Origin of the sequence: Cryobacterium inferilacus (genome assembly GCF_019599185.1) — a bacterium.
Lineage (GTDB): Bacteria > Actinomycetota > Actinomycetes > Actinomycetales > Microbacteriaceae > Cryobacterium > Cryobacterium inferilacus.
The window spans coordinates 38,307-60,764 of the sequence record NZ_JAIEUL010000022.1 but is presented as its reverse complement, the minus strand read 5'-3'; the positions used below and the strand labels follow the sequence as shown (position 1 = coordinate 60,764).

Genomic DNA, 22,458 nt, shown 5'->3' with positions numbered 1-22,458 from the left:
GTGAAGCCTGGGGTTATCGACATCACTCTGCCTCCTACTGATCGTGAACTGACTCACAAGCAGCCTGACGCAGAGGGGAAGCGGACAAATGGTCCCGGCGCACCGGACGCACATGTCCGCACGGGGAACAGTTAGCGGGCGCTGGCCTCCGGCAGGAGGTCGGTGGCGACCATGTCGATGCTGCGTTCCCAGAGCGCCGTCGCGAGACCGGCATCCGTGGCCTGGGTATTGGTGGAGTGCACCCGACGCTTCTCGTAGTACTCCCCCGACCTCCAGTCGACGCCGGCGGCCGTGCTCGCCAACCAGACCAGGGTGTCCGCGCCCTTCTCCGGGCTGATCAGCAGGCGCTTGAGGGCGGTCTGGTAGACCACCCGCATGATGCTGGTCGAGTCGGTGGAGAAGCTGGTGGCCACGACGCCGGGGTGGAAGGCGGCGGTGACGATGCCCCTGGCGCTGTACCGGCGGTGCAGTTCACGGGTGAAGAGGATGTTGGCGAGCTTGGCATCGCCGTAGGCCTTGTTGGGTGAGTACTTGCGCTGGTTGTCGAGATCGTCGAGGTTGAGCCGGCCGAACCGGTTGGCGGTGCTCGAGGTGTTAATCACCGTGGCGCGGCTCTCGACCAGGCGGTCCATCAGCAGCGTGGTGAGCAGGAAGGGGGCGAGGTGGTTCACCTGCAGGGTCTTCTCGTGGCCGTCGACCGTGAGCTCCCGCTCGCCCATGATGCCGCCGGCGTTGTTGGCCAGCACGTCGATGCGACCGTACCGGCGCAGCAGCTCCGCAGCCAGCGTGCGCACGTCGGCCAGGCGGGCGAAGTCGGCGAGGAGATAATCGGCGCCCAACTCCCTCGCCACCGCCTCGGTCTTCTGCGGCGAGCGCCCCACGATGACCACCCGGTCGCCTGCGGCGCTCAGCGCTCGCGCTGCGGCCGCTCCGATACCGTCGCTGGCCCCGGTGATCACAATTGTTCGCTCGCTCATTCGACGCTCTTCCACTCTGGCCGGGCGCGCTGAGAGGCGTGATCCGGCGGATTTCTGGCGAGGCGTCATCGACTCACGGTCTGTGAACTCTACTGCGTGGGCCGGCCGACCGGCATGTTGAGGTTATGGATGCATTTATCACGCCCATTCGGCGGTACGCTGGGGTCATGTCCCCGTCCAGCTCCCGTACCCCTGGCACCGCCGGCCCCTCGGCCGTGGAACGGGCGTATGCCCACGTCGCGGACGCGATCATCTCCGGCTCACTGGCCGCGAGCGCGCTCATCACCGAGGGCGACGTCGCCGAGACGCTGGGCCTGAGCCGCACCCCGGTGCGCGAAGCCTTCCTCTCCCTCGAGTCCGCCGGACTGCTGCGGCTCTTCCCCAAGAAGGGCGCCGTGGTCACGGCCGTCGACGATACCGAGACCGCCGAGCTCCTGCAGGTGCGGGCACTCCTGGAGACCAAGGCCGTGCAGGTCCTCGCCGAGCGCCCGCAGCGGGTCGAGGCCGTCGATGCCGAACTGCGCGTGCTGATCCAGGCCCAGGCGGATGCCGCGGCGACCGGCGATCTGCTGGCCTACGCCCGAGCCGACCACAGGTTCCACTCCCGGATCGTGGACGAGACCGGCAACAGCGTGATCGACGGCATCTACGCCAGGCTCGGCCCCCGGCTCGAACGCCTGGTGCACCGGGTGGCCGTGCGGGACCCCGACAACATCGGCCGGCTCATCCGCGAGCACCGGGAACTGGCCGACCACCTACGCGCGGGCGATACCGACGCCTATGCCAGCCTGCTCCGGCAGCACCTGGAGTCCGGTCATCGCGTCACCCGCCCGCTCTGACCGAGGCCCCTGACCGCCACCTCGTTCCTCCCCTTCTCGCACGACCCGCACTGACCGGAAAGCCGCATGTCCACCCGCATCCCCCGCCGTCCCCACGGCCGCACCGCAGCCCGCAGCACCCCACCGTGGCTGCTCGCCGCCCCCGCCCTCTTCGTCATGGCCTGGGGCGGCAACCACTTCACCCCGCTGCTGCACATGTACGAAACCCTCGGCCACTACTCCACGGTCACGGCCGATCTGTTCCTGGGCTTCTACGTGGTCGGACTCGTGCCTGGACTCCTGCTGGCCGGCGCTCTCTCCGACCGCTACGGGCGGAAGCCCCTGGTGGTCATCGGCGTCCTCGGCGGCATCCTGGCCAGCACCCTGCTCGGGCTCGGCTTCTCCAGCGAGATCATCATCTGCCTGGGCCGGTTCCTCGCCGGCCTGAGCGTGGGCGTGGCCATGTCGGTCGGCACGGCCTGGCTCAAGGAGCTCTCCAGCGCCCCGTTCGATCTGGTCGCCCGCCCCACGGCCGGGGCGCGCCGGCCTGCTCTCACTCTCACCATCGGATTCGGCCTGGGTGCGGGGGTCTCCGGGGTACTCGCCCAGTGGGGCCCGCTGCCGACCCTGCTTCCCTACGCGGTCCACATCATCCTGAGCCTGCTCGTGCTGCCCGCCCTCCTCCGCGCACCGGAGACCGTGCCCCGCAGCCGGGTGCACGGCTCGCTGTGGCTCGACCTGCAGGTACCCCTGGCCGGGCACCGCCGGTTTCTCCGCGTGGTGCTGCCCACCGCCCCGTGGGTGTTCGGCGCGGCCGGCATCGCCTACGCCATGATGCCCAAGCTGGTCGAATCCCAGCTCGGCGACCTCAACCTCGCCTTCGCCACCCTGCTGACGGTGGTGACGCTGGGCACCGGCGCCCTGGTGCAGCCACAGGTCTCCCGGCTCAATTCGCTCACCCGTGGCCGGGCCCTGCTGGTGGGCATGAGCCTCATGCTCGTCGGGGTGCTCAGCGCCGTGGCCACCGCGGTCACCGTGTCCCCGGTGCTGGCACTGATCACGGGCATCCTGCTCGGCGCCGCCTACGGTGTCACGGTCGTCGCCGGCCTGGTCGAGATCCAGCGCATCGCCACCCCCACCGACCTGGCCGGCATTACCGGCGTCTACTACAGCCTCACCTACCTGGGCTTTCTGCTGCCGGTGCTGTTCGCCACCCTGCACGACTTCGCCGGCTACCCGCTGATGCTGTCGCTGCTCGCGGTGGCCTGCGCGATCTGCCTGGTCCTCACCGCCGTGGGCCTGCGCCGGCGCTGACACGCCGGGCCGGATGCGCCGGGCGCTCAGGGTGTCGGGCGGGGAGTTCCCGAGCGCTTCTGCTTGGCCTCGCGCAGAAAGACCAGCGGAAGCAGCAGCGTGGCCAGGGCCGTGATCAGCCAGACCACCAGGGCGGCGAGGATCCAGGTCTGCCAGCCCTCGATGGTGAGACCACCGGGGAACAGGGAGGCGAGCCAGAGGGCCACGAACGTCGACAGCAGCCCGATGCCGCCCAGGAACGCCGGGGCTCCCCTGGCGACGACCTTGGCCAGGAACGGGGAGAGCACACTCTGCGCGACGGCGAACACGAGCACCGCCGTCACGAAGCCGCTCGCCGTGAGCGTGAGGTCGGGCAGGATGAGCGACGCCACCCACAGCCCCAGCGCAGCCGAGAGCAAGAACACCAGCGCGCGCAACAGGATGCGAATCATGCCGCGATGGTAGCGCCGCCGCGGGTCCCCGTCATCCCCACCCGGCCCATCCGCTCGCCGCGCACGCTCACGCTCGCAGCGCACGCTGGTGCGAGACCTGGCGTGCGCTACGAGCATCAACCCGAGCTACGAGAGCCGCGAGAGCGGTACGGCGGGTCAGCGCGGGCCACCACCACCGGCACCGCCGCCGCCCATGGTGCCCGTCGCGGCCTCGCCCGAGGCGGTACCGCCGACGTAGACGCTGTAGGTCTCGCCGGCCACCAGCTCGTCGGAGGAGAAGACCACCGACTGGAACTCCTTGACCGAGTCGAACGCCATCACCACAGCACCCGCGCCGTCCACCAGTTGCACGACGGTGCCGGCGGCCTGGCTGGAGTCGAGCGCGATCGCCACGAAGGTCTGCTCCGACGCGGTGTCGGGTGACACGGCCATCCCGGCACTGCCGGCGGCGAGCAGGGTGCCGCCGGACACCGTGAAGGTGCCGTTCACATCGAGGGCACCGTTACCGCTGTTGGTCGGCCCGTTCACAACCAGGGTCCCTCCGCTCATGGTGGCCGACCCGTTGGAGTCGAAACCGTCACCGTCCGCATCGATCACGGTCGTGCCGCCGGTGATGGTGATGGTCTCCCCGCCATCGGAGTCCATGCCACCGCCGCCGCCCTGGGCCGCGGCGCCGGTCTCGGTCGTGGTCGATCCACTGGAGGCATTGAGCCCGTCATCGCTGGCGGTCACCGACACAGTTCCGCCGCCGATGCTGATCGCCGGGCTTTCCAGGCCCTCGTAGGAGGCGGTCACGGTGAGGGTGCCACCGATGACATCCACTGCCGTGTCGGCGTGCACACCGTCGTCCCCGGTGGCGAGGCTCACCTCCCCGGCGGCGACACGCACGGTTCCGTCGGAGTGCAGCGCGTCATCCGCCGCATCGACCACGAGGGTGCCGCCGTCGATGACGGTGACCACGCCGGACTTCACACCCTTCGACGAGACGTCGTCCGTGACCTGGGCGGTGTGACCGCCGCCGGACTCAACGGTGACATCCGCGCCGGCCAGCACCACGTCGGTGACGGCCTGCATGCCGTCCCCGGCCGCGGTGACGTCGACGGTGCCACCCGTGAGGGCGATGTACCCGCGGGTGACGTCCTCGTCGTTGTCCGACTTCAGGCCGTCGCCTCCGGCGGTCACGGTGACGGTGCCGCCGGTCAACACGAGGTAGTCCTTGCCGCGGATGCCGTCGTCGACGGCGGTCACCGTGATGGTGCCGGAGTCGATGACCAGGCCATCCGTGCTGGAGATACCGTCGTTGCCGTTGCCGGTCACCTCGAGGGCGCCGGTGCCGGTGATGGTGAGGTCGGCCGCGCTGTAGAGCGCGGCGTTCGCGTCGGCGTCTTCGGCGTAGGCGTCGGTGTCGGTGAGCGCGTTGCTGGACCCGTCGGCGAGCACGATCATGGCCTCGTCGGCCTCGGTCACGACGAGGGCCGCGCCGGTGGAGTTGCTGATCTCGACCCCGTTGAGGATGAGCCGCACGGTGCCCTCCCCGGCGGAGGCGACGACGATCTGGCCGTCGTCGAGGGTGCCGCTGAGCTCGTAGGTGCCGGCAGCGGTGATGGTGACGGTGCTACCGGAAACGGTGACGGCGTCGCTGTCGCTGCCGCTGTCGGCCGAGCCGGCGACGGATGCGGTGTCGCCGGCCAGTTCGATCGACACCACGTCGGCGTCGTCCCATTCGGCGTCGGCGGCGTCGTCGTGGGTCTGCTGGTTCGCGGCCAGCACCTCGGCGGCGGTGGTCGACTCGTCGATGGCCACGGCGGCCGTGCCGGTGGAGGCGGAGGAGCCGGTGGCACCGGTACCGGTCGAGTCCGCGGCGACGGCCGTACAGCCGGTCAACAGGGCGGCGGTGACGAGGAACGGCAGCACCCGATAGGTGCAGGCCGTTACGCCCCGGCGGCGGGGGCCGCCGGAGGGGACCTGGGCAGATTCGGTCATAGGGTTCTCGCAATCATTGGGGGGAGGTCAGGAACGGGGCCGGCGTGAGCGCTCAGCGGAAGTAGCGGCGCAACACCGGCGCCCACTTGTTGGCGGGCAGGTCACCATGGAGGGCGGCCATGCCCGTGGCGTATTTCGAGATGCTGGCCGGGCGATGGCCGTGCGCCCAGAGCAGCCGGTCGACGGCGGATGCCCGGGAGCCGGACTTGGTCTCCACGATCGCCAGCCGCGGCCGGTCCAGCCGCCGCTGCGGGGCATCCGCCCGCCGCACGCTCGCCCAGGACAGGCCGGTGTCGATCGTGGCGCGGCTGCTCGACTCCGGCAGGAACAGGGTCGTGCGCCGGTACCGGGTCGTCAGGGTCGGCACGAGATCCTGTCCCTCCGCACCGGTGATGTCGGCCTCGTCGAGCACGGTGTCGGTGTACCGGCGACCCTCGGTGGTGAGGGTGGCCCTGTCGCCGATCGCGTACGGCAGCCGGTCCTTGACCGTCACTCCCCTGCCCCCTCGGGTCTTCACCTCGAGGTAACTCTGCGCGGAGTCGACGTAGGTGCGGGTGCGGATCTTGAACCGACGTCGACGCGGATGCGCCGCCATCAGGAAGCTGGTGAGCTGGGGCGTGTCGAAGTACACCGACTCGTATTCGCTGGAGCGGACCCCGTCGATGTCGAGCACCCGCACGGCGGGGTCGAGGTCGGCCAGGACCGCATCGAGCCCGCTGCGCGGCAGCACATACTTGCGGTCGATCCGGGTGAGCAGGCTGGCCCGTTCGGTGAGCTCGGCCAGGTCGATCGTGGCCAGGCCGGCCAGCGGTACGTCGAGCAGGACGCCGGCCGGTCCGGCCGCCAGGGCCGCGGCACTCATCGGCTCGCCGCCTGCAGCACGGGCGCACCGGTCACGCCGTCGCGGCGCGCCGGGGCCAGGGTGTGCGGGGTGCCCACCTGGTAGCGCACGTCGACCACGGTGGTGTCGTTCACCAGGTCGAGGCTACGCACGTGCACACCGTGCACCCGGGCGCCGAGCAGCCCCTCCAGGTGCGCGATCAGCTCGGATTCGTCCGGGAGGGCGGCATTCAGCACCACGGTCTGCTGCCGGTAGCTGCGGAACAGCCGCGGGTGGTCGCCGAAGAAGACGACGGCGACGATGAGGGCCATCAGCACGACGGTGAGCACGGTGGGCTCGGCGCTCAGCCCGGCCAGCAGACCCATGGCCAGGGCCGCGAAGTAGTACGCGACCTCGTGCTGCTCGATCTCGCTCGACCGCAGCCGGATGATCGACAGCACGCCGAACAGGCCGAGGCCCAGGCCCACGCCGACGGTGCTGGACGCGAGCACCTGGGCGACCGCCAGCACGCCGACGTTCACGATGAGGTAGGCGACGACGAGGTCGCGGCGCCGGTGGCGCGGGAAATACAGCCCGAACGTGAGCAGGCTGATGAAGAGCAGATCGATCAGGATGATCGCGGCCTGCAGCATGGTGTCCTCCAAAAATGAACAGTCGGTAACGTGACGATGTCCATCTAGCCGGACGGTTCTATGTGACGGCTATGACCCGGTTATGAGCGGCAGCTGAAACCGTCGGCGCTCGCTTTGTCAGACCGGGCGGAGTAAACTTCGAACATATGTTCTACCTACCGAGGTGATGCTCCATGACTCTGATCAATGAAACCGTCGCGGTCTGGGTGTCCCCGGATGGCGCGCCCGTGCGCCTGGTCTGGCGGGCCCGCCGATTCCGGGTGAGCGACACCCCCACGCCCCTGACGGCGTCGAGCTCGCTGCCCGACGAGCTGCTGTACTTCCTCACCCACCCGCCCCGGCCCGTCGCGGCATGGCGCTGCCAGGGCACGGCCGATGACGGCACCTCGCTGGTCTTCGACATTCAGCACGACGACGGCCGCGGCCTCTGGCAGCTGTTGCGCGCCTACGACTGACTCCATTACGCCAGGCCGGATGCGGCGCTAGGCTCCCTGCGACAAGGGAGGCGCCGTGAGCGACAACGCCAACAACACGCCCAGCAGCACGCCCAGCAGCACGCCCGGCAACACGAGCGGAAACGAGACCGGCAGCACGGCCGGCAGCAACCGGGACGGCGGCCAGGCACCGGCCGGAAGCGTGCTTCCGGTCGGCAAACCGACCCTCACCGACGGCCGGTGGGAGGCCAGGATCACCTTCCTGCGCAGCCGCGCGGCGGTGGCCAGGGCCGAGGTGTCGGCGATCGAGGCGATGCACCGGGACCCCGAGGTTCTGGAGGACATGCTCGTCAACGCCTCGCCGGACGAGGTGGCCATGGCGGAGGCCGTCGAGCACCGGATCAGCGAGCGGGTGATCGCCGCCAGGCAGGTGGCGGATGCCGCTGAGGCGGACTACGAACGCGCCGTGTTGGACGGACCGGACGCGCAGCAGCCCGAGCCCAGCTGAGCCGGGGCCTACCCGGCGCGACGGTCGGTTACGTGGTCACCCGGCTCAGCGGCGGCCAGTCGCCCGCCGTCGCCACCTCGGCCGCCTTGATCCGGTGCACGGTCTTGAGGAACGAGTCCGGGTTGAGGGAGATCGAGTCGATACCCTGCCCGACCAGGAACTCGGCGAAATCGGGGTAGTTGCTCGGCCCCTGCCCGCAGATGCCGATCTTGATGCCGGCCGCGTGCGCCTTCTCGATCGCCTCCCCGATCATCCGCGTCACCGCCTCATCACGTTCGTCGAAGAGGGCGGCCAGGTCGCCGTTGTCCCTGTCGACGCCGAGCACCAGCTGGGTGAGGTCGTTGGAACCGATCGAGAAGCCGTCGAACCGGGTGGCGAACTGTTCGGCCAGGATCACATTGGCCGGAATCTCGCACATCATGTAGACCTGCAGCCCGTTCTTGCCGCGCACCAAGCCGTTCTCGGCCATCACCGCGAGCACCCTGTCGGCCTCGGTGGTGGTGCGGCAGAACGGCACCATTACGATCACGTTGCTGAAGCCGATCTGCTCGCGCACCCGCTTGAGTGCCCGGCACTCCAGGGCGAACCCGTCGGCGTATTTCGGGTCGTAGTACCGGGAGGCCCCGCGGAAGCCGAGCATCGGGTTCTCCTCGGCCTGTTCGAAGACCTCACCGCCCAACAGGTGCGCGTACTCGTTCGACTTGAAGTCACTGAGCCGCACGATCACCGGATGCGGGTGGTACGGCGCCCCCAGCTTGGCGATGCCCAACGCCAGGGTGTGCACGAAGTACTCGGTGAGGTCGTCGTAGCCGCGGGTGAGCTCGGCAATCTGCCGCAGAACCGCCGGGTCGGTGATGCGCTCGGGGTGCACCAGCGCCATCGGATGGATCTTGATCAGGTTGGTGATGATGAATTCCATCCGGGCCAGGCCCACCCCGGCGGTGGGCAGCCGCCACCATTCGAAGGCGGCCGCTGGGCTGGCGATGTTCACCATCACCTGCGTGCGGGTGATCGGCACCGCGCCGAGGTCGACGTCCTCGGTGTCGAACGCCAGCAGGCCCTGGTAGACGAAACCCTCGTCACCCTCGGCGCAGGAGATCGTGATGGGACTGTTCTCGGTGAGCACCTCGGTGGCGGTACGGGTGCCGACGACGGCCGGCACACCGAGTTCGCGGCTGACGATGGCGGCGTGGCTGGTGGGGCCGCCGTGGTCGGTGATGATCCCGGCGGCGCGGGTCATGATCGGCACCCAGTCGGGGTCGGTCATCTCGGTGACCAGGATGGCGCCGTCCCGGAAGTTCTCGATGTCGGCGGGGTCCCGGATCACGCACGCCGTGCCGGCGGCGATGCTGTCGCCGATCGCCACCCCGGAGACCAGCAGCGGTCCGCTCTCGGTCAGGTGGCTGACCGAGAACCGGGTGAGGCTCTTTTGCGAGTGCACGGTCTCCGGCCGCGCCTGCACCAGGAACAGCTCCCCGGTCAGGCCGTCCTTGGCCCACTCCATGTCCATCGCCCGGCCGTAGTGTTCCTCCACGATCTTCGCCCACCGGCCGAGCAGCACGATCTCGGCGTTGCCGAGCACGAACGCGCTCCGCTCCCGCTCCGGGGTGTCGATCACCCGGGTGCGGGCGCTGCCACCCTCCGCGTAGGTCATCTTGCGTTCCTTGCGTCCCAGGGTCTTCTCGATGATCGGTTCGAGCTCCGGCTCAGCGAGCAGTGCCTTGAAGACCAAATATTTGTCGGGGTCGACGGCCCCCTGCACGACGGTCTCGCCCAGACCCCAGGCCGCGCTGATCACCGCCGCCCCCGGAAACCCGGTGTCGGTGTCGATGGAGAACATCACCCCGGAACCGGCCAGGTCGCTGCGCACCATCCGTTGCACCCCGATCGAGAGCGCCACGTCGAGGTGGTCGAACTTCTTCACCTCGCGGTAGCTGATCGCCCGGTCGGTGAACAGCGACGCGTAGCAGCGGCGGCAGGCGTCGAGCAGGTCACGCTCGCCGCTCACGTTGAGGAAGGTTTCCTGCTGACCGGCGAAGCTGGCATCCGGCAGGTCTTCGGCGGTGGCACTGCTGCGCACGGCGACCGGCAGGTTGGCCACCCCGGCCTGGTCGGCCAGGGTGCGGTAGTACACCCGGATGTCGTCGGCGACGGCCTCGGGGAACGTTCCGGCCAGGAAGGCCTCCCGGACGTTCTGGCCGGTCTGGCGCAGAGACGAGCGCCCGGAATGGTAGGCGTCGAGCTGGTCCCGGATCACCGCCTCCAGCCCGTTGGCGGCGATGAAGGACCGGTAGGCGTCGGCCGTGGTGGCGAAGCCGTCCGGCACCCGAACGCCGTGGACCGTCAGGGATCGCACCATCTCGCCGAGGGAGGCGTTCTTACCGCCGACCTGAGGGATGTCGGTGAGTCCGATGGTGCTGAACCAGACCACTTCACGAGCACTCATGTTCTCTCTCCCGGGTTCGCTGGCGCCGGCCGGATAGCCGCCGACAGCCGCAACCTACTGCTGTGCACCGGCCGCGGCTAGGAGCGGGACCGATGGATCGTTTATCGTCGGAGCATGACCCGCACCCGTCCTCCGGTCTCGCTTCGCCCCGTGCGCGACACCGACACCGCCCAGCTGCTTCTACTGAACAGCGCCGCCGTTCCGGCCGTGAACGACCTCGACGCGGAGGAGCTGAGGGCCCTGATCGGCATCGGCCACAGTGCCCTCGCGGTCGTGGCCGATGCCGAGCCGGACACCGTTCTCGGCTTCGTGATCCTGTTCGCCGCCGGCGCGGACTACGCCAGCGAGAACTACCGCTGGTTCTCCGGCCACAGCGACCGTTTTCTCTACCTGGACCGCATCGTCGTGGCCGCGGACCTGCGCGGACTCGGGCTCGGCGCGCTGCTCTACTCCGCGGTGTTCGACACCGCCAGGACCATCGGCGCCGATGTGGTCTTCTGCGAGGTGAACCTGCAACCGCCCAACCCCCGGTCGCTGGCCTTCCATGACCGACTCGGCTTCACGGAGATCGGACGGCAGTCGACCAAGAACGACACCGTGGTCGTGTCGCTGCTCAGTGCCGCCGTGACCGAGGAGGCCGGCCCCGCCCAGTAGCACCGCGCACCGGGAACTCAAGGTGCGGCTACGCTGAGCGACATGAAGCACGCCAGCGCCGGCCAGGCCATCGACCTCCCCCCGTTGCTCGACGGTTGGGTGGCCGGGCAGCGCTGGTTCGCGGGCAAGGGCCACAGCCCGGTGCTGCAGAGCATCGGCCAGTGGGCCCTGCCCACCGATGACCCCGATGTGCGCATCGCCTGCCACCTGGTGCTCGATACCGCCAGCCGATTCCGCACGATCTATCAGCTGCCCCTCACCGAACGACGCCAACCGCTGACACCGGATGCGCCCGACGCGCTCATCGCCCACACCACCGGCGACGACGGCCTCCCCCGGTACCTGTACGACGCCGCCCACGATCCGGCCTACGCCGCCGCCCTGCTGGGTTTCATCCTGCGCCGGGACACGGTGCGGGCCGACGACCCGGCGGACATGGCAGCCTCGGGTGAAACCGCGCCCGCCGCCGCGGGCGACACGACGGTGCCCGCCAGCCCGAGCCCGAGCCAGAGCCCGGCCCGACTGACGGTGGCGGCGAGCCGGGTGCTGCGCGGCGAACAGTCCAATACCTCGATCATCATCGACCGCGTCGACGCCGGCGGCGCCCCGGGCCGACCGGTCATCGTCAAGGTCTTCCGGGTGATCGCCGCGGGTCAGAACCCGGATGTCTCGGTGCAGACCGCGCTGGCCAGGGTCGGTTCCCGGTTCGTTCCCGACCCGGTCGGAGCGGTCTGGGGCGAGTGGAAGAGCCCACTGTCGCCGGCCAGGCTCGGCGGCCACCTGGCCTTCGCCCAGGAGTTCCTGCCCGGGGTGGAAGACGCCTGGCGGGTGGCACTGCGCGCCGCCGCCGCCGGCGAGGACTTCGGCCAAGAAGCCCGCGCCCTGGGCATCGCCACGGCGGCCGTGCACCGCGACCTGGCCAGGGCCTTTCCGACCGAGGATTCCACGGCCGACGTCGTCAGCCAGCTCTGCCACGGCATGCGGGAGAGGTACCGCCTGGCCGCCGGGGAGGTGCCGGGGCTGGCCGAGCATCGGGCCCAGATCGAGGCCGTGTTCGCGCGGGCGCAGACCGCCGCGTGGCCGCGACTGCAGCGCATCCACGGGGACTATCACCTGGGCCAGGTGCTCGACGTACCCGGCCGGGGCTGGGTGCTGATCGACTTCGAGGGCGAACCGCTGCGTCCGCTGGCCGAACGCTCCCTGCCCGACATCCCGCTGCGTGATGTGGCCGGCATGCTGCGCTCGTTCGACTACGTCGGCGCCTCGATCGCCCCGGCCGTGCACGCCTCCCCGGCCACCGCGATCGAGTGGGCGGAGAAGTCCAGGGCGGCGTTCCTCGAGGGCTACCACGACGAGGCCGGCCGGACCCTGATCGGCCAGGAGCCCCTCCTGGCCGCCTTCGAACTCGACAAGGCCATCTACGAGAGCGTGTACGAGAGCCGCAACCGGCCGACCTGGTTGCCCATCCCGCTGCAGGCGGTGCGGCGGCTGGCCGGCGCGGAGCACTCCACCCCCGCCCCGCGCCGCCGTTAGCCGGCGGCTAACGCGCCTTCAGCTCCGGGAACTGGTCGTCTCGCCACTCGTCGACCAGTCGCACCTTGGCGGCGGCGGCCTCGTTCTCGCGCACCCGCAACTCCACCCGGCGGATCTTGCCCGAGTTGGTCTTGGGTAGCTCGAAGAACTCCACCCGGCGCACCCGCATGTACGGCGGCAGGCCGTTGCGGGCGTGCCGCAGCACGGCCAGGGCCGTCTCGGCATCCGGCGCCCAGCCCGCGGCCAGGGCCACGTAGGCCTTGGCGATGTTCAGCCGGGTGTCGTCGGGGGCGGGCACGACGGCGGCCTCCATCACGGCGGGATGCTCGATCAGCACGCTCTCCACCTCGAACGGCGACACCTTGTAGTCGGAGGACTTGAAGATGTCGTCGGTGCGGCCGATGAAGGTCAGGTACCCGTTCTCATCCCGGTTGGCCACGTCACCGGTGTGGAAGTAACCGTCACGGAGCACCTCGGCGCTGCGGACCGTGTCGCCGTGGTAGCCGGACATGAGGTTCACCGCGAGCGTGCTGAGGTCCAGGCAGATCTCGCCCTCCTCGGTGAGTTCCCCGGTGAGCGGGTCGACGAGCACCACGGCCACCCCGGGCAGCGGCTGACCCATCGACCCGGCCAACAGGCGTGACCCGGGCACGTTGCCCACGATCGCGGTGGTCTCGGTCTGGCCGTAACCGTCCCGGATGGTCAGGCCCCAGGCCTGCTGGATGCGGCTGATAACCTCGGGGTTGAGCGGCTCACCGGCCGAGAGGATCTCGCGCAGGTTCGCCGGTTTGGCGCCGACATCCGCCTGGATCAGCATGCGCCACACCGTCGGCGGCGCGCAGAAGGTACTCACGGCGGCGCGGTGCAGCTGGTGCGCCAGCGCGGCGGGATCGAATCTCGAGTAGTTGTAAATGAACACCGTGGCCTCGGCGATCCACGGGGAGAAGAAGCAGCTCCAGGCGTGCTTGCCCCAGCCGGGTGAGCTGATCGCCAGGTGCACGTCACCGGGGCGAAGGCCCAACCAGTACATGGTGGTGAGGTGCCCCACCGGGTAGGAGGTCTGGCTATGCACGACCATCTTGGGTTTGCTGGTGGTGCCGGAGGTGAAGTAGATCAGCGACGGGTCATCGGAGGCCACCGCGACGTCGACCTTGCCAGCGGCGGCGCGGCGCGAGTCGGCGTAGTCGGTCCAGCCGGCGGTCGGCTCGCCCACGCCGATGCGGGAGAACGCGCCGTCGACACCATCGAACTTGGCGGTGTCCTCGGCGTTGGCGATCACATGCTGCACCCCGGCGCGCAGCACCCGGTCGGCCAGGTCGTGGGTGCCCAGCACCGTCGAGGTGGGCAGGATGACCGCGCCCACCTTCATGATGGCCAGCATGGTCTCCCAGAGCTCCACCTGGTTGCCAAGCATGAGCATGACGTGGTCGCCCCTGGCGACGCCCTGCTGCGCCAGCCAGGTGGCCACCTGATCGGAGCGGGTGACCATCTCGTCGAAGCTGACCTTGAGTTCGCGGCCGTCCTCCTCGACGATCCACAGGGCCGTCTTGTGATTGCCGGTGCCGATCACGTCGAACCAGTCGGTGGCCCAGTTGAAACTGTCACCGACGTCGGGCCAGACGAACGCGGCGGAGGCGCCGGCGTGATCGGCGCGCAGCTCGAGGAGCTGGTCTCGAGCGCGGCGGAAATTGGTGGTACTCGGGCGTTCAGTCATCCCTCCATCTTCCTCACTCGAGGATGCCTGTCGCGGCATAGACGGGCATCCGCCTGAAAATCTGTGCACAGAGGTGTTCCCCTGGCCCGAAGCAGGCCAGACTGCGGGCATGGCAGTCCCCGCTCCCGTCTCCCCCATGCTCGCCAAAGCCGTCGACACCGTGCCCGAACCGGCCAGCGTGCCCGGTGGCCTCTCCTACGAGCCCAAGTGGGACGGGTTCCGCAGCATCGTGTCCTTCGACGGCACCGAGAGCACCATCGGCAGCCGCGGCTCGAAGATGCTCACCCGGTATTTCCCCGAACTGACCTACGCGTTCGAGCAGTCCCTGCCAGTGCCGTGTGTGCTCGACGGCGAGATCGTGCTGCGGGCGGGTGAGCCGGGCAACGAGCACCTCTCCTGGGAACGACTCTCCCAGCGCATCCACCCGGCCGCCAGCCGGGTGCGCAGGCTCGCGGACGAGACCCCGGCCATCTTCGTGGCCTTCGACCTGCTCCACCTGAACGGCGACAGCCTGTTGGACACCCCGTTCGAGCAGCGCCGCCAGGCCCTGGCGGCGCTGGTCGGCCCGCTCGGCGACCCCATCCACCTCACCCGCAGCACCCGCGACGTCGACCTGGCCCGCCGGTGGCTGGTGGAGTTCGAGGGCGCCGGCCTGGACGGCATCGTCGCCAAGCCGCTCGCCGCCGGGTACACCCCAGGCAAACGCACGATGTTCAAGGTCAAGCACCACCGCAGCGCGGATGTCGTGCTGCTCGGTTATCGCCGGCACGTGAGCGGCAGCGGGGTGGGGGCGCTGTTGCTCGGCCTCTACGACGCCGACGGCGAACTGCGGAGCGTCGGCGGCGCATCCGCCTTCAGCGACGTGCGGCGCCTGGCCCTGGTGGACGAACTCGAGCCCCTCGTGCTGCGGGACGAGGCCGGCGAGGTGTTGACCGGTGAGACCGAGAAGAGCCGGTTCTCGGCCGGAAAGGACACGTCGTTCGTGAGACTGCGGCCGGTGCGGGTGCTCGAGGTGCGCTACGACCACATGGAGGGCGACCGGTTCCGGCACACCGTGCAGTTCGAACGTTGGCGGCCAGACCGGGATGCCCGATCGTGCACCTTCGAGCAGCTGGAGCGCCCGCTGTCGTACGACCTCGGCAGCGTGTTGGACTGACCGTCCCGCCCGACACCGGGTCGGCCGCCGGGACGGCTAGTCCTTCCGTCCGGCCAGGAAGTAGGCGATCGGGCCGGCGAAGTTGATCGCGATGACCGCCGCCCAGACGCCCTTGGGGCCGTTGACTTTCTTGGCGGGGCGATGCGCCAGGTCACTCCAGGCGAGGCCGGCGAGCACGAGTTGCACGATGCCCCCGGCCACGGTGCCGAATCTCTGTCCCCCGCTCATGTCGCTCCACTTTCGCGATGCCATGTCACTCTCCCGTCGTCTCGCCGCCGCCGTGACTGGCGGCACGCGTTGGACGCATCATGCCACCGAACCGGTCAGGACAGCAGCAGTCGGCGCAGTTCGGACTCGGCGGAGGCGGTGCGGGCCGGGTCGATCGTCTCTCCGGCGATGAACGCGTCGACCACTCGCGGGTCGACGTAGCTGGTGCGGGCGATCGTGGGGGTGTTGCCCAGCACCGCCGCGGCGGCTTCCATGGCCGCAGACAGCGCACGGGCCTGGGCGCGCTTGGTGGGCTCAGGGCCGTTCTTCGCCAGGCTGATCGCGGCGGCGATGGTGCCGCGCAGGGTGCGGAAGTCCTTGGCGGTGAACTCACCGCCGGTGCGTTCCCCGATGAACTCGTTCACGTCTGCGGCCGACACGGAACGGGTGAGCCCGTCATCGTCCCAGGCCAGCATTCGGCCGTCAGGGGCGTCGTGCGGCGCCTCCCGCACGAACGCGGCCACGTCTGCGTCGACGAGGCTGCTCTGCCAGGACTGTCCGCTCTTGGCCGGGAAGGCGAACTGCACGGTGTCCCCCGTCACGCTCACGTGTGTGCGCAGCAGGGTGGTGAGGCCGTGGCTGCCGTTCTCTTCCGCGTACCGGTCGCTGCCGATCCGCAGCGCACCCGAGTCGAGGATGCGGAAGGCGGCGGCCAGGGCCCGTTCCCGGCCGGCGCCGGACTGGTGCAGGCACCGGGTGACATAGCTGCGGGCCCGCGGCAGCGACTCGGCCAGCTCGAGCGCGCGGGCGAACTTCACCCGGTCCTGCTTCAGGCGCCAGTCGGGGTGGTACAGGTATTGACGGCGACCGGCGGCATCCACCCCGGTCGCCTGGATGTGACCGTTGGGATGCGGGGCGATCCAGACCTCACGCCAGGCCGGCGGGATGGCCAGCGCGCTGAAGCGTTCTCGCAGGTCCCGGTCACTGATCAACTGCCCGGCCGGATCCCGGTAGCTGAAACCGCGGCCGGAGCGCCGACGGGCGTACCCCGCCCCGGAGGTGTTGCTGCGACGAAGCCTGACGGCCATGATTTTCCTCTGCCCGATCTGTGGCTTTTCAGCGTAGGGGCACCGTCGGACGCGGGCAAGCAGCGCGCCGGCCGGTGTCGCGTTGCGCGGCCACCGCCGCGACGGCCCTCCCCGTGGTCTTCGGCGCGGGAAACGCTCCCTATACTGATGCTCACCCATCAGCTGACGAAAGCCACCATGCTCGCCGATATCGACACCCTTCCCCCGCTCGTCTTCGGCGAACCGGGCGAGTTCCGTGAACTGATGGTGGCGCTCGTGGTGACCGGTCAGAAGACCGGGTCCTCCAACCTGCGGATCGCCTACGACCTGGCCGGGGATCCCCTGCCCGTCGTCGGCACGACATACGCGCTGGTCGACTCCGCGAACACCCGCGTGGCCGTGGTCGAGGTGCTCGAGGTGCTCGAGCACACCGCCGCCGAGGCCACCCTGGAGCTGGCCAGGCACGAGTCGCCCACGCTGGAGAACTGGCACACCATGCACCACGACTACTGGCAGACCCTGGTTCCCGCCATCCGTCAGCACCTCGGCGACCCCGACTGGGTGTTGACCGACACTGAGCCCGTGATCAGCAAGGTGTTCCGCGTCACCCAGGCCGGGGCCGTCTAGCTCGTTCCTGCCGCGGTGTTGGGTGGAAAAGCACGCCGTTTCGGGGCATCATCGCCAGGACGCCGCGCCATCCGTCTTGACGGGTTGGTGACGGCACGAATGCCCCACCAAACGAAGGGTCACAGATGCCGTACATCACCACCACCGACGGAACCCAGATCTACTACACCGAGCAGGGCACCGGGCGGCCCGTTCTGCTCAGCCACGGCTGGCCGTTGAGCTCGGACGCCTGGCAGGTCGAACTCAAGCTGCTGGCGGATGCCGGCTACCGCGCCATCGCCCACGACCGCCGCGGTCACGGCCGGTCGTCGAAGACCTACACCGGCAACGACATGGACACGTACGCCCAGGACCTGGCCGAGCTGGTCGAGGCGCTCGATCTGCACGATCTCGTCGTGATCGGGCACTCCACCGGCGGCGGTGAGGTGGTGCGCTACGCCGCCCAGCACGGGGTCGGCCGGGTCGTGAAGGTCATCACCGCCGGCGCCGTTCCGCCGCTGATGCTGAAGACCGACGCCAACCCTGAGGGCACCCCGCTCGAGGCCTTCGACGGTATCCGGGCGGGGGTGCTGGCGGATGCGTCGCAGTTCTACCAGGACCTCACCGAGCCGTTCTTCGGCGCGAACCGGGAGGGCTCGACGGTGTCGCAGGGCGCGAAGGACGACTTCTGGCGGCAGGGCATGCTGGTGAACCTGGCCGCGGCCTACGACTGTGTGAAGGCGTTCTCCGAGACCGACTTCACCGAGGATCTGAAGGCCCTGGACGTGCCGATCTTCATCGCCCACGGTGACGACGACCAGATCGTACCGATCGGTGCCGCGGCCCTCAGGTCCGCCGAGCTGGTGAAGCACGGCACCCTCAAGGTCTACCCGGGTGCTCCGCACGGAATCTATGGCGCCTACCGCACCGAACTGGACGCCGACATCCTGGCCTTCATCGCCTCGTAGCCGATTGCGGCGGGGCCGGCACTCGGCGCAGCCGGGGCCGCGCTCAGCCGGCCCGCCGGGACGCGGCCGCGATACCGGCCACGACGAGCAACAGCCCGATGCCCACGACGGCGGTGAGCAGCCAGGTGACCAGGTCCAGACCACCAGGAACCAGTTCCCTGGCGGCGATGAAGGCGGCCAGGGCGAGCATCAGCGCACCCCAGAGGATGGTGGGGAACAGCGGCCGCCGCCTGGGCAGGGCCGCTGTCGCCGGCGCAGCCGTGCTCGTCGTCGGTACGGGGGTGATGGGAGTGGTGTCCGCCGCCGGATCGGCCATCGGGTCGGTCGTCTGGTCCGCCATCGGGTCCGCCGCCGGATCGGCCATCGGGTCGGCCGTCTGGTCGGCCATCGGGTCGGTGGGATCCTGGCCGGAGGTCGGTGTGCTGTTCGCGTCGGTCATGGTGCTCTCCTAGCGCAGGGCCGGCTCGGCCGGCGGGTTGATGGTGACCTGGCCGAAGCCGGTCCAGACGCGAACAGTGGTGACACCGGTTCCGGCACCGTCGCTCACGATCCGGGTGTCGTGTACGAGCACACCGCCGCGATCCGGATCGGCCTCGCCGACGGCGTCGTAGTCGATCTCGCCGGCCAGGACGCCGGCCTCGACGACCACGGTGCGGTTCTCGGGCAGAACCAGCTCCACGTCACCGAAGCCGAGCCACACCTCGACGGTGTGGGAAGAGGCAGACGGCGTGTCATCGACCGCGGTGAGGTCGATGGTGGGCGCCCCGGCGATCATGGCGAACCCGGTGGGATCGCTGGGGTTGTACTGCCAGGTGGGGTCGCCGAAGGTCACCACCTCTGTGCCCGTGGGGATGAACGCGGTGCCGAGCATGGTGGCGGCCAGGACGATGCTGAAGAAGTTCAGCCATCCACCTTCCTTGCCGCGGATGCCCGCGATCACGATGCCGAGGGCGATCACGGCGAGCGCCGCAGCGGCGCCGACGAGGAAGGCCGTGCTCGACCAGGACCCGTCGGCCACGAACGATGCGGCAACGGCCCCGGCACTGAGGGCCAGCCCGGCGACGACCGAGATGAAACCGGCGCCGAGGTGCTTGCGGCGGTGCAGCTCCCGATAGACGTTCGGGTCGAAGGCACTCGCCTCAGTCGGCTTGGTGACGTATGGCGAGGAGCCGCTCGGGGCGCCGCCGTACGGGGCGCTCGACTGGGGGTTGCGGCCGGTCAGGTCATCCCAGAGCGACGGCTGGGAGGGTTGTGCGGGCGGGTCTGGCACCGGCGGGATCGGCGGCACGAAGGAGGAGGACGGTGTGAGCGGTGGCTGTGCCGACGACGAGTGGTTCGCCGAAGCGGTGTCGGGGTATGCGGCGGTCGGGTACTCCGCCGCCGGGGCAGTGGTCGGGTATGGGGTCGTCGCAGTTCCGGTGTTCGCGGTTCCCGTGTTCGGGTAGCCGGAATTCGGGTACCCGGTCTTGGGCTGCTCGCCGGCCCTGGTGCGCGGTGACGGCACCCGCTTGGCGATGTAGATCACCAGCAGGATGATCGCCACCGTGAGCCCGATGGCCCAGCTGGTGCGCAACAGCACCTCCAGCCAGCCCGGCATCCCCCAGATCTCCGGCGGTCCCTGCCACCAGATCCCCTGCATCCACGGTACGAAGGTGAGCAGCAGCAGACCACCGACGGCGATCATGGCCGGCTCGAATACCTGGTTCACGGCCTGCTCCACCAGGCTGCGTCCGCTCTGGTCTGGCATGAGCGCCCAGCCGACCGCGTAGAGGAAGAAGATGGGTCCGCCGAGGATGGCCACCACCACGGCGATGCCGCGCACGATCAGGGGGTCGAGGCCGGTGCGGGCCGCGATGGCACCGCACACGCCGGCCAACCAGCGGTCCTGACCGCGCACGAACCCGAGGCCGCGCACCCAGTCGAAGAAGGCGGCGCCGCCGGGCGGCTTGGGCTGGGAGGCTCCGCCGTACGGGGTGCCTGGCGTCTGAGTGGACGGTGCATCTGTCATGGCTCCATCCTGCTGCTCCCCCGAAGCCACGACCATGGGGGATGACCCTGATTGCACCCTGACGATCCGGTTCAGGGTGCAACCAGTAGCACGGTAGGTGATTGGATGAACGGGTGACCGAACCCCTCACCGGCGACGCCCGCATCACCGGGCAGTTGACTCGACCGCGCCTGCGCATCGTGGCCGGCGTCTGCGCGGGGTTCGCCAGGCACACCGGATTGCCCGTGACCTTCGTGCGCTCGGTGACGTTTGTGCTCGCGCTCTGCGGCGGTGCCGGAGTGCTGCTCTACGCCTGGCTCTGGGCCACCACCCCCGATGACACAGCGGATGCCCGGCTCGGCCCGGACGAACGGTCGGACCCCCTGCCCAAGGCGGTGTTGCTCGCCGCGACGCCCCCGTCCACCCGCGCCGCGCCCGACCGCGACGCCCTCGACAGCACCGCCCCCGTGCCCGGCGGGGCAGCCGACTCCCGGCACACCCCGGTGACGGAGATCTTCCTCGGACTGGCGCTCGTCGGCACGGCCGGGGCCCTGATCGCCAACCGGCTCGGCGCCGACCTGCCGCTGGATGCCATCATCCCTGCCATCGTGGCCCTGGCCGGAACCGGCCTGGCCTGGCGGCAGTTCGCCGAGCTGCGCAGCGGCGCAGGGCCGCGTAGCTCCGGCATGCTCGTGCGGGCCCTGGGCGCACTGGTGCTCGTGGCCCTGGGCATCCTGCTCTTCTTCATCACCAGCGAGAACCCGAACGTATGGACTGTCGTGGTGGCGGCGACCTCGGTGCTCGTGGGCGTGGCCGTGGTCGTGGCGCCGTGGGCCGTTCGCCTCACCCGCGACCTCGCCGACGAACGCGCGGCCAGGGAACGCGCCAGCGAGCGCGCCGAGATGGCCGCCCACCTGCACGACTCGGTGCTGCAGACCCTGGCCCTCATCCAGCAGAAGGCCGGGCCGCAGTCCGACGCGGCCCGGCTGGCGCGTGCGCAGGAACGGGATCTGCGGGAATGGCTGTTCACCGGCGTCACGACCGGGCCCGTGGACCTGTCGACCGAGCTGCGCCGGGTCGCCACCATCCTGGAGCGCGACTTCGCCGTGCACGTGGACGTCGTCTCCGCGGGCTCCATCGACCGCGAGGCGCCGGAGGCGCTGCTCGCCGCGGCCAGGGAAGCCATGCTCAACGCCGCCAGGCACGCCGGCGGACGCATCTCGGTGTACCTGGAAAGCTCACCGACCGCCATCGAGGTGAGCATCACCGACCGCGGGCCAGGATTCGCCCCCGGTGACATCCCGGCGGACCGCATGGGGGTGCGCGAATCGATCCTGGGCCGGATGCACCGCGCCGGCGGCACCGCCACCGTGCAGGCGGGGCCGGGCGGCACCGGCACCGAGATCCGGCTGACCCTCCCCCTCGACGTTCAGGAAGACACCCCATGACCGGCATTCCCCCCGAGCACTCCCCCGCACAGTTCCCCGCACCCTCCCCGTTCGCCGCGGATACGGCGGCCTCTTCCCGTGCCGCGCTCACCGTCGTGATCGTCGATGACCATTCCATCTTTCGGTCGGGCCTCCGCAGCGAACTCGACCCGGCCCTGGTGGTGCTCGGCGAGGCCGCCACGGTCGACGAGGCCGTCGACGCGGTGATCGCCGCCCAACCGCGGGTGGTGCTGCTGGACGTGCACCTGCCCGGCGGTACAGGCGGCGGCGGCGCCGAGGTCATCCGCCTGGCCGCGCCCCGTGCTCCCGGCACGCTGTTCCTGGCGTTGAGCGTGTCGGATGCCGCAGACGACGTGGTCAGCGTCATCCGGGCCGGTGCCCGCGGGTACATCACCAAGAGTTCGTCGGGGGCCGAGGTCTCGGACGCCGCCCGCCGGGTCGCCGGCGGGGACGCCGTGTTCTCACCGCGGCTGGCCGGCTTCGTGCTCGACGCCTTCGGTGCCATCGCCGGCGAGACCGCGGCGACCAACGATGAACTCGACCGGCTCTCGGCCCGTGAGCAGGAGGTGATGCGGCTGATCGCCCGCGGCTACGCCTACAAGGAGGTGGCCGGCGCGCTGTTCATCTCGCCCAAGACCGTGGAGACGCACGTGTCCGCGGTGCTGCGCAAGCTGCAGCTCTCCAGCCGGCACGAGCTCACCGCCTGGGCGACGGCGCGTAAACTGCTCTGACAA

At 70.0% G+C, this 22,458-nt stretch carries 22 protein-coding genes; 11 read left to right on the top strand and 11 right to left on the bottom strand.

Annotated features, from left to right (window positions below):
* Positions 1-131 precede the first annotated feature (131 nt).
* Complete coding sequence (locus K2F54_RS16380; protein ID WP_220606926.1) at positions 132-977, bottom strand: SDR family NAD(P)-dependent oxidoreductase; 846 nt, start codon at positions 975-977, stop codon at positions 132-134.
* Positions 978-1,144: 167 nt separating this feature from the next.
* Between K2F54_RS16380 and K2F54_RS16375 the strand changes: the two genes are divergently transcribed.
* Entirely contained in the window at positions 1,145-1,816 is a 672-nt protein-coding gene (locus K2F54_RS16375; protein WP_220606925.1) for a GntR family transcriptional regulator, read from the top strand.
* A gap of 66 nt (positions 1,817-1,882) precedes the next feature.
* Positions 1,883-3,109 carry an MFS transporter gene (locus K2F54_RS16370; protein ID WP_220606924.1) on the top strand — a complete coding sequence of 409 codons (1,227 nt, stop codon included), beginning with the start codon at positions 1,883-1,885 and terminating at the stop codon, positions 3,107-3,109.
* 26 nt (positions 3,110-3,135) lie between these two features.
* On the opposite strand, the gene K2F54_RS16365 is transcribed toward K2F54_RS16370, so the two are convergent.
* The 4 genes from K2F54_RS16365 to K2F54_RS16350 all read right to left on the bottom strand — a co-directional run bounded on the left by K2F54_RS16365 (position 3,136) and on the right by K2F54_RS16350 (position 7,008).
* Positions 3,136-3,540, bottom strand: coding sequence for a phage holin family protein (locus tag K2F54_RS16365; RefSeq protein WP_220606923.1), 405 nt, complete (start codon positions 3,538-3,540; stop codon positions 3,136-3,138).
* A 156-nt stretch (positions 3,541-3,696) separates the two neighbouring features.
* A complete protein-coding gene (locus tag K2F54_RS16360) occupies positions 3,697-5,523 on the bottom strand; it encodes a carbohydrate-binding domain-containing protein (protein WP_220606922.1) in 1,827 nt (608 codons plus the stop codon).
* A 52-nt stretch (positions 5,524-5,575) separates the two neighbouring features.
* Positions 5,576-6,385, bottom strand: coding sequence for a VTC domain-containing protein (locus K2F54_RS16355; protein WP_220606921.1), 810 nt, complete (start codon positions 6,383-6,385; stop codon positions 5,576-5,578).
* Positions 6,382-7,008, bottom strand: coding sequence for a DUF4956 domain-containing protein (locus K2F54_RS16350; protein ID WP_374107306.1), 627 nt, complete (start codon positions 7,006-7,008; stop codon positions 6,382-6,384). Before K2F54_RS16350 ends, K2F54_RS16355 begins: the two co-directional genes overlap by 4 nt.
* A 161-nt stretch (positions 7,009-7,169) precedes the next feature.
* Here K2F54_RS16350 and K2F54_RS16345 point away from each other — a divergent pair, with 161 nt between their 5' ends.
* Entirely contained in the window at positions 7,170-7,451 is a 282-nt protein-coding gene (locus tag K2F54_RS16345) for a hypothetical protein (RefSeq protein ID WP_220606920.1), read from the top strand.
* Positions 7,452-7,506: 55 nt separating this feature from the next.
* Positions 7,507-7,938, top strand: a complete 432-nt coding sequence (locus tag K2F54_RS16340; protein ID WP_220606919.1) for a hypothetical protein — start codon at positions 7,507-7,509, stop codon at positions 7,936-7,938.
* Between the two features lie 28 nt (positions 7,939-7,966).
* Here the strand turns inward: K2F54_RS16340 and ppsA are convergent, their stop codons facing one another.
* The gene (gene ppsA / locus K2F54_RS16335; protein ID WP_220606918.1) at positions 7,967-10,384 is read right to left on the bottom strand and encodes a phosphoenolpyruvate synthase; all 2,418 of its coding nucleotides are present in this window, start codon (positions 10,382-10,384) and stop codon (positions 7,967-7,969) included.
* Positions 10,385-10,498: 114 nt separating this feature from the next.
* Between ppsA and K2F54_RS16330 the strand changes: the two genes are divergently transcribed.
* Positions 10,499-11,038 (top strand): GNAT family N-acetyltransferase, encoded by a 540-nt coding sequence (locus tag K2F54_RS16330; protein WP_220606917.1) that lies wholly within the window; start codon positions 10,499-10,501, stop codon positions 11,036-11,038.
* A 42-nt stretch (positions 11,039-11,080) separates the two neighbouring features.
* Complete coding sequence (locus K2F54_RS16325; protein WP_220606916.1) at positions 11,081-12,571, top strand: maltokinase N-terminal cap-like domain-containing protein; 1,491 nt, start codon at positions 11,081-11,083, stop codon at positions 12,569-12,571.
* A 7-nt stretch (positions 12,572-12,578) separates the two neighbouring features.
* Here K2F54_RS16325 and K2F54_RS16320 read toward each other — a convergent pair whose 3' ends face one another.
* A complete protein-coding gene (locus K2F54_RS16320; RefSeq protein WP_220606915.1) occupies positions 12,579-14,285 on the bottom strand; it encodes an AMP-binding protein in 1,707 nt (568 codons plus the stop codon).
* 109 nt (positions 14,286-14,394) lie between these two features.
* Here K2F54_RS16320 and K2F54_RS16315 point away from each other — a divergent pair, with 109 nt between their 5' ends.
* The gene (locus K2F54_RS16315) at positions 14,395-15,441 is read left to right on the top strand and encodes an ATP-dependent DNA ligase (RefSeq protein WP_220606914.1); all 1,047 of its coding nucleotides are present in this window, start codon (positions 14,395-14,397) and stop codon (positions 15,439-15,441) included.
* 36 nt (positions 15,442-15,477) lie between these two features.
* On the opposite strand, the gene K2F54_RS16310 is transcribed toward K2F54_RS16315, so the two are convergent.
* The gene (locus K2F54_RS16310) at positions 15,478-15,693 is read right to left on the bottom strand and encodes a PLDc N-terminal domain-containing protein (protein WP_220606913.1); all 216 of its coding nucleotides are present in this window, start codon (positions 15,691-15,693) and stop codon (positions 15,478-15,480) included.
* Between the two features lie 71 nt (positions 15,694-15,764).
* Positions 15,765-16,736 (bottom strand): DNA topoisomerase IB, encoded by a 972-nt coding sequence (locus K2F54_RS16305; protein WP_220606912.1) that lies wholly within the window; start codon positions 16,734-16,736, stop codon positions 15,765-15,767.
* 147 nt (positions 16,737-16,883) lie between these two features.
* Here K2F54_RS16305 and K2F54_RS16300 point away from each other — a divergent pair, with 147 nt between their 5' ends.
* Together K2F54_RS16300 and K2F54_RS16295 are read left to right on the top strand one after the other, a co-directional pair.
* Positions 16,884-17,342 (top strand): ASCH domain-containing protein, encoded by a 459-nt coding sequence (locus tag K2F54_RS16300; RefSeq protein WP_220606911.1) that lies wholly within the window; start codon positions 16,884-16,886, stop codon positions 17,340-17,342.
* A 125-nt stretch (positions 17,343-17,467) separates the two neighbouring features.
* Positions 17,468-18,289 carry an alpha/beta fold hydrolase gene (locus tag K2F54_RS16295; protein ID WP_220606910.1) on the top strand — a complete coding sequence of 274 codons (822 nt, stop codon included), beginning with the start codon at positions 17,468-17,470 and terminating at the stop codon, positions 18,287-18,289.
* Between the two features lie 43 nt (positions 18,290-18,332).
* Here K2F54_RS16295 and K2F54_RS16290 read toward each other — a convergent pair whose 3' ends face one another.
* Positions 18,333-18,728 (bottom strand): hypothetical protein, encoded by a 396-nt coding sequence (locus tag K2F54_RS16290; protein ID WP_220606909.1) that lies wholly within the window; start codon positions 18,726-18,728, stop codon positions 18,333-18,335.
* Between the two features lie 9 nt (positions 18,729-18,737).
* Positions 18,738-20,297: a PspC domain-containing protein gene (locus K2F54_RS16285; RefSeq protein WP_220606908.1), complete on the bottom strand. Its 1,560-nt coding sequence runs from the start codon at positions 20,295-20,297 to the stop codon at positions 18,738-18,740.
* Between the two features lie 113 nt (positions 20,298-20,410).
* Between K2F54_RS16285 and K2F54_RS16280 the strand changes: the two genes are divergently transcribed.
* Positions 20,411-21,724, top strand: coding sequence for an ATP-binding protein (locus K2F54_RS16280; RefSeq protein WP_308287710.1), 1,314 nt, complete (start codon positions 20,411-20,413; stop codon positions 21,722-21,724).
* The gene (locus K2F54_RS16275) at positions 21,721-22,455 is read left to right on the top strand and encodes a LuxR C-terminal-related transcriptional regulator (protein WP_220606907.1); all 735 of its coding nucleotides are present in this window, start codon (positions 21,721-21,723) and stop codon (positions 22,453-22,455) included. Before K2F54_RS16280 ends, K2F54_RS16275 begins: the two co-directional genes overlap by 4 nt.
* Positions 22,456-22,458 lie beyond the last annotated feature (3 nt).

Excerpts from the sequence above, each read along its gene's own strand:
- K2F54_RS16380 (WP_220606926.1), bottom strand. The coding sequence starts at position 977 with ATGAGCGAGCGAACAATTGTGATCACCGGGGCCAGCGACGGTATCGGA.
- K2F54_RS16375 (WP_220606925.1), top strand. The coding sequence starts at position 1,145 with ATGTCCCCGTCCAGCTCCCGTACCCCTGGCACCGCCGGCCCCTCGGCC.
- K2F54_RS16370 (WP_220606924.1), top strand. The coding sequence starts at position 1,883 with ATGTCCACCCGCATCCCCCGCCGTCCCCACGGCCGCACCGCAGCCCGC.
- K2F54_RS16365 (WP_220606923.1), bottom strand. The coding sequence starts at position 3,540 with ATGATTCGCATCCTGTTGCGCGCGCTGGTGTTCTTGCTCTCGGCTGCG.
- K2F54_RS16360 (WP_220606922.1), bottom strand. The coding sequence starts at position 5,523 with ATGACCGAATCTGCCCAGGTCCCCTCCGGCGGCCCCCGCCGCCGGGGC.
- K2F54_RS16355 (WP_220606921.1), bottom strand. The coding sequence starts at position 6,385 with ATGAGTGCCGCGGCCCTGGCGGCCGGACCGGCCGGCGTCCTGCTCGAC.
- K2F54_RS16345 (WP_220606920.1), top strand. The coding sequence starts at position 7,170 with ATGACTCTGATCAATGAAACCGTCGCGGTCTGGGTGTCCCCGGATGGC.
- ppsA (WP_220606918.1), bottom strand. The coding sequence starts at position 10,384 with ATGAGTGCTCGTGAAGTGGTCTGGTTCAGCACCATCGGACTCACCGAC.
- K2F54_RS16330 (WP_220606917.1), top strand. The coding sequence starts at position 10,499 with ATGACCCGCACCCGTCCTCCGGTCTCGCTTCGCCCCGTGCGCGACACC.
- K2F54_RS16325 (WP_220606916.1), top strand. The coding sequence starts at position 11,081 with ATGAAGCACGCCAGCGCCGGCCAGGCCATCGACCTCCCCCCGTTGCTC.
- K2F54_RS16320 (WP_220606915.1), bottom strand. The coding sequence starts at position 14,285 with ATGACTGAACGCCCGAGTACCACCAATTTCCGCCGCGCTCGAGACCAG.
- K2F54_RS16315 (WP_220606914.1), top strand. The coding sequence starts at position 14,395 with ATGGCAGTCCCCGCTCCCGTCTCCCCCATGCTCGCCAAAGCCGTCGAC.
- K2F54_RS16310 (WP_220606913.1), bottom strand. The coding sequence starts at position 15,693 with ATGGCATCGCGAAAGTGGAGCGACATGAGCGGGGGACAGAGATTCGGC.
- K2F54_RS16305 (WP_220606912.1), bottom strand. The coding sequence starts at position 16,736 with ATGGCCGTCAGGCTTCGTCGCAGCAACACCTCCGGGGCGGGGTACGCC.
- K2F54_RS16300 (WP_220606911.1), top strand. The coding sequence starts at position 16,884 with ATGCTCACCCATCAGCTGACGAAAGCCACCATGCTCGCCGATATCGAC.
- K2F54_RS16295 (WP_220606910.1), top strand. The coding sequence starts at position 17,468 with ATGCCGTACATCACCACCACCGACGGAACCCAGATCTACTACACCGAG.
- K2F54_RS16290 (WP_220606909.1), bottom strand. The coding sequence starts at position 18,728 with ATGACCGACGCGAACAGCACACCGACCTCCGGCCAGGATCCCACCGAC.
- K2F54_RS16285 (WP_220606908.1), bottom strand. The coding sequence starts at position 20,297 with ATGACAGATGCACCGTCCACTCAGACGCCAGGCACCCCGTACGGCGGA.
- K2F54_RS16275 (WP_220606907.1), top strand. The coding sequence starts at position 21,721 with ATGACCGGCATTCCCCCCGAGCACTCCCCCGCACAGTTCCCCGCACCC.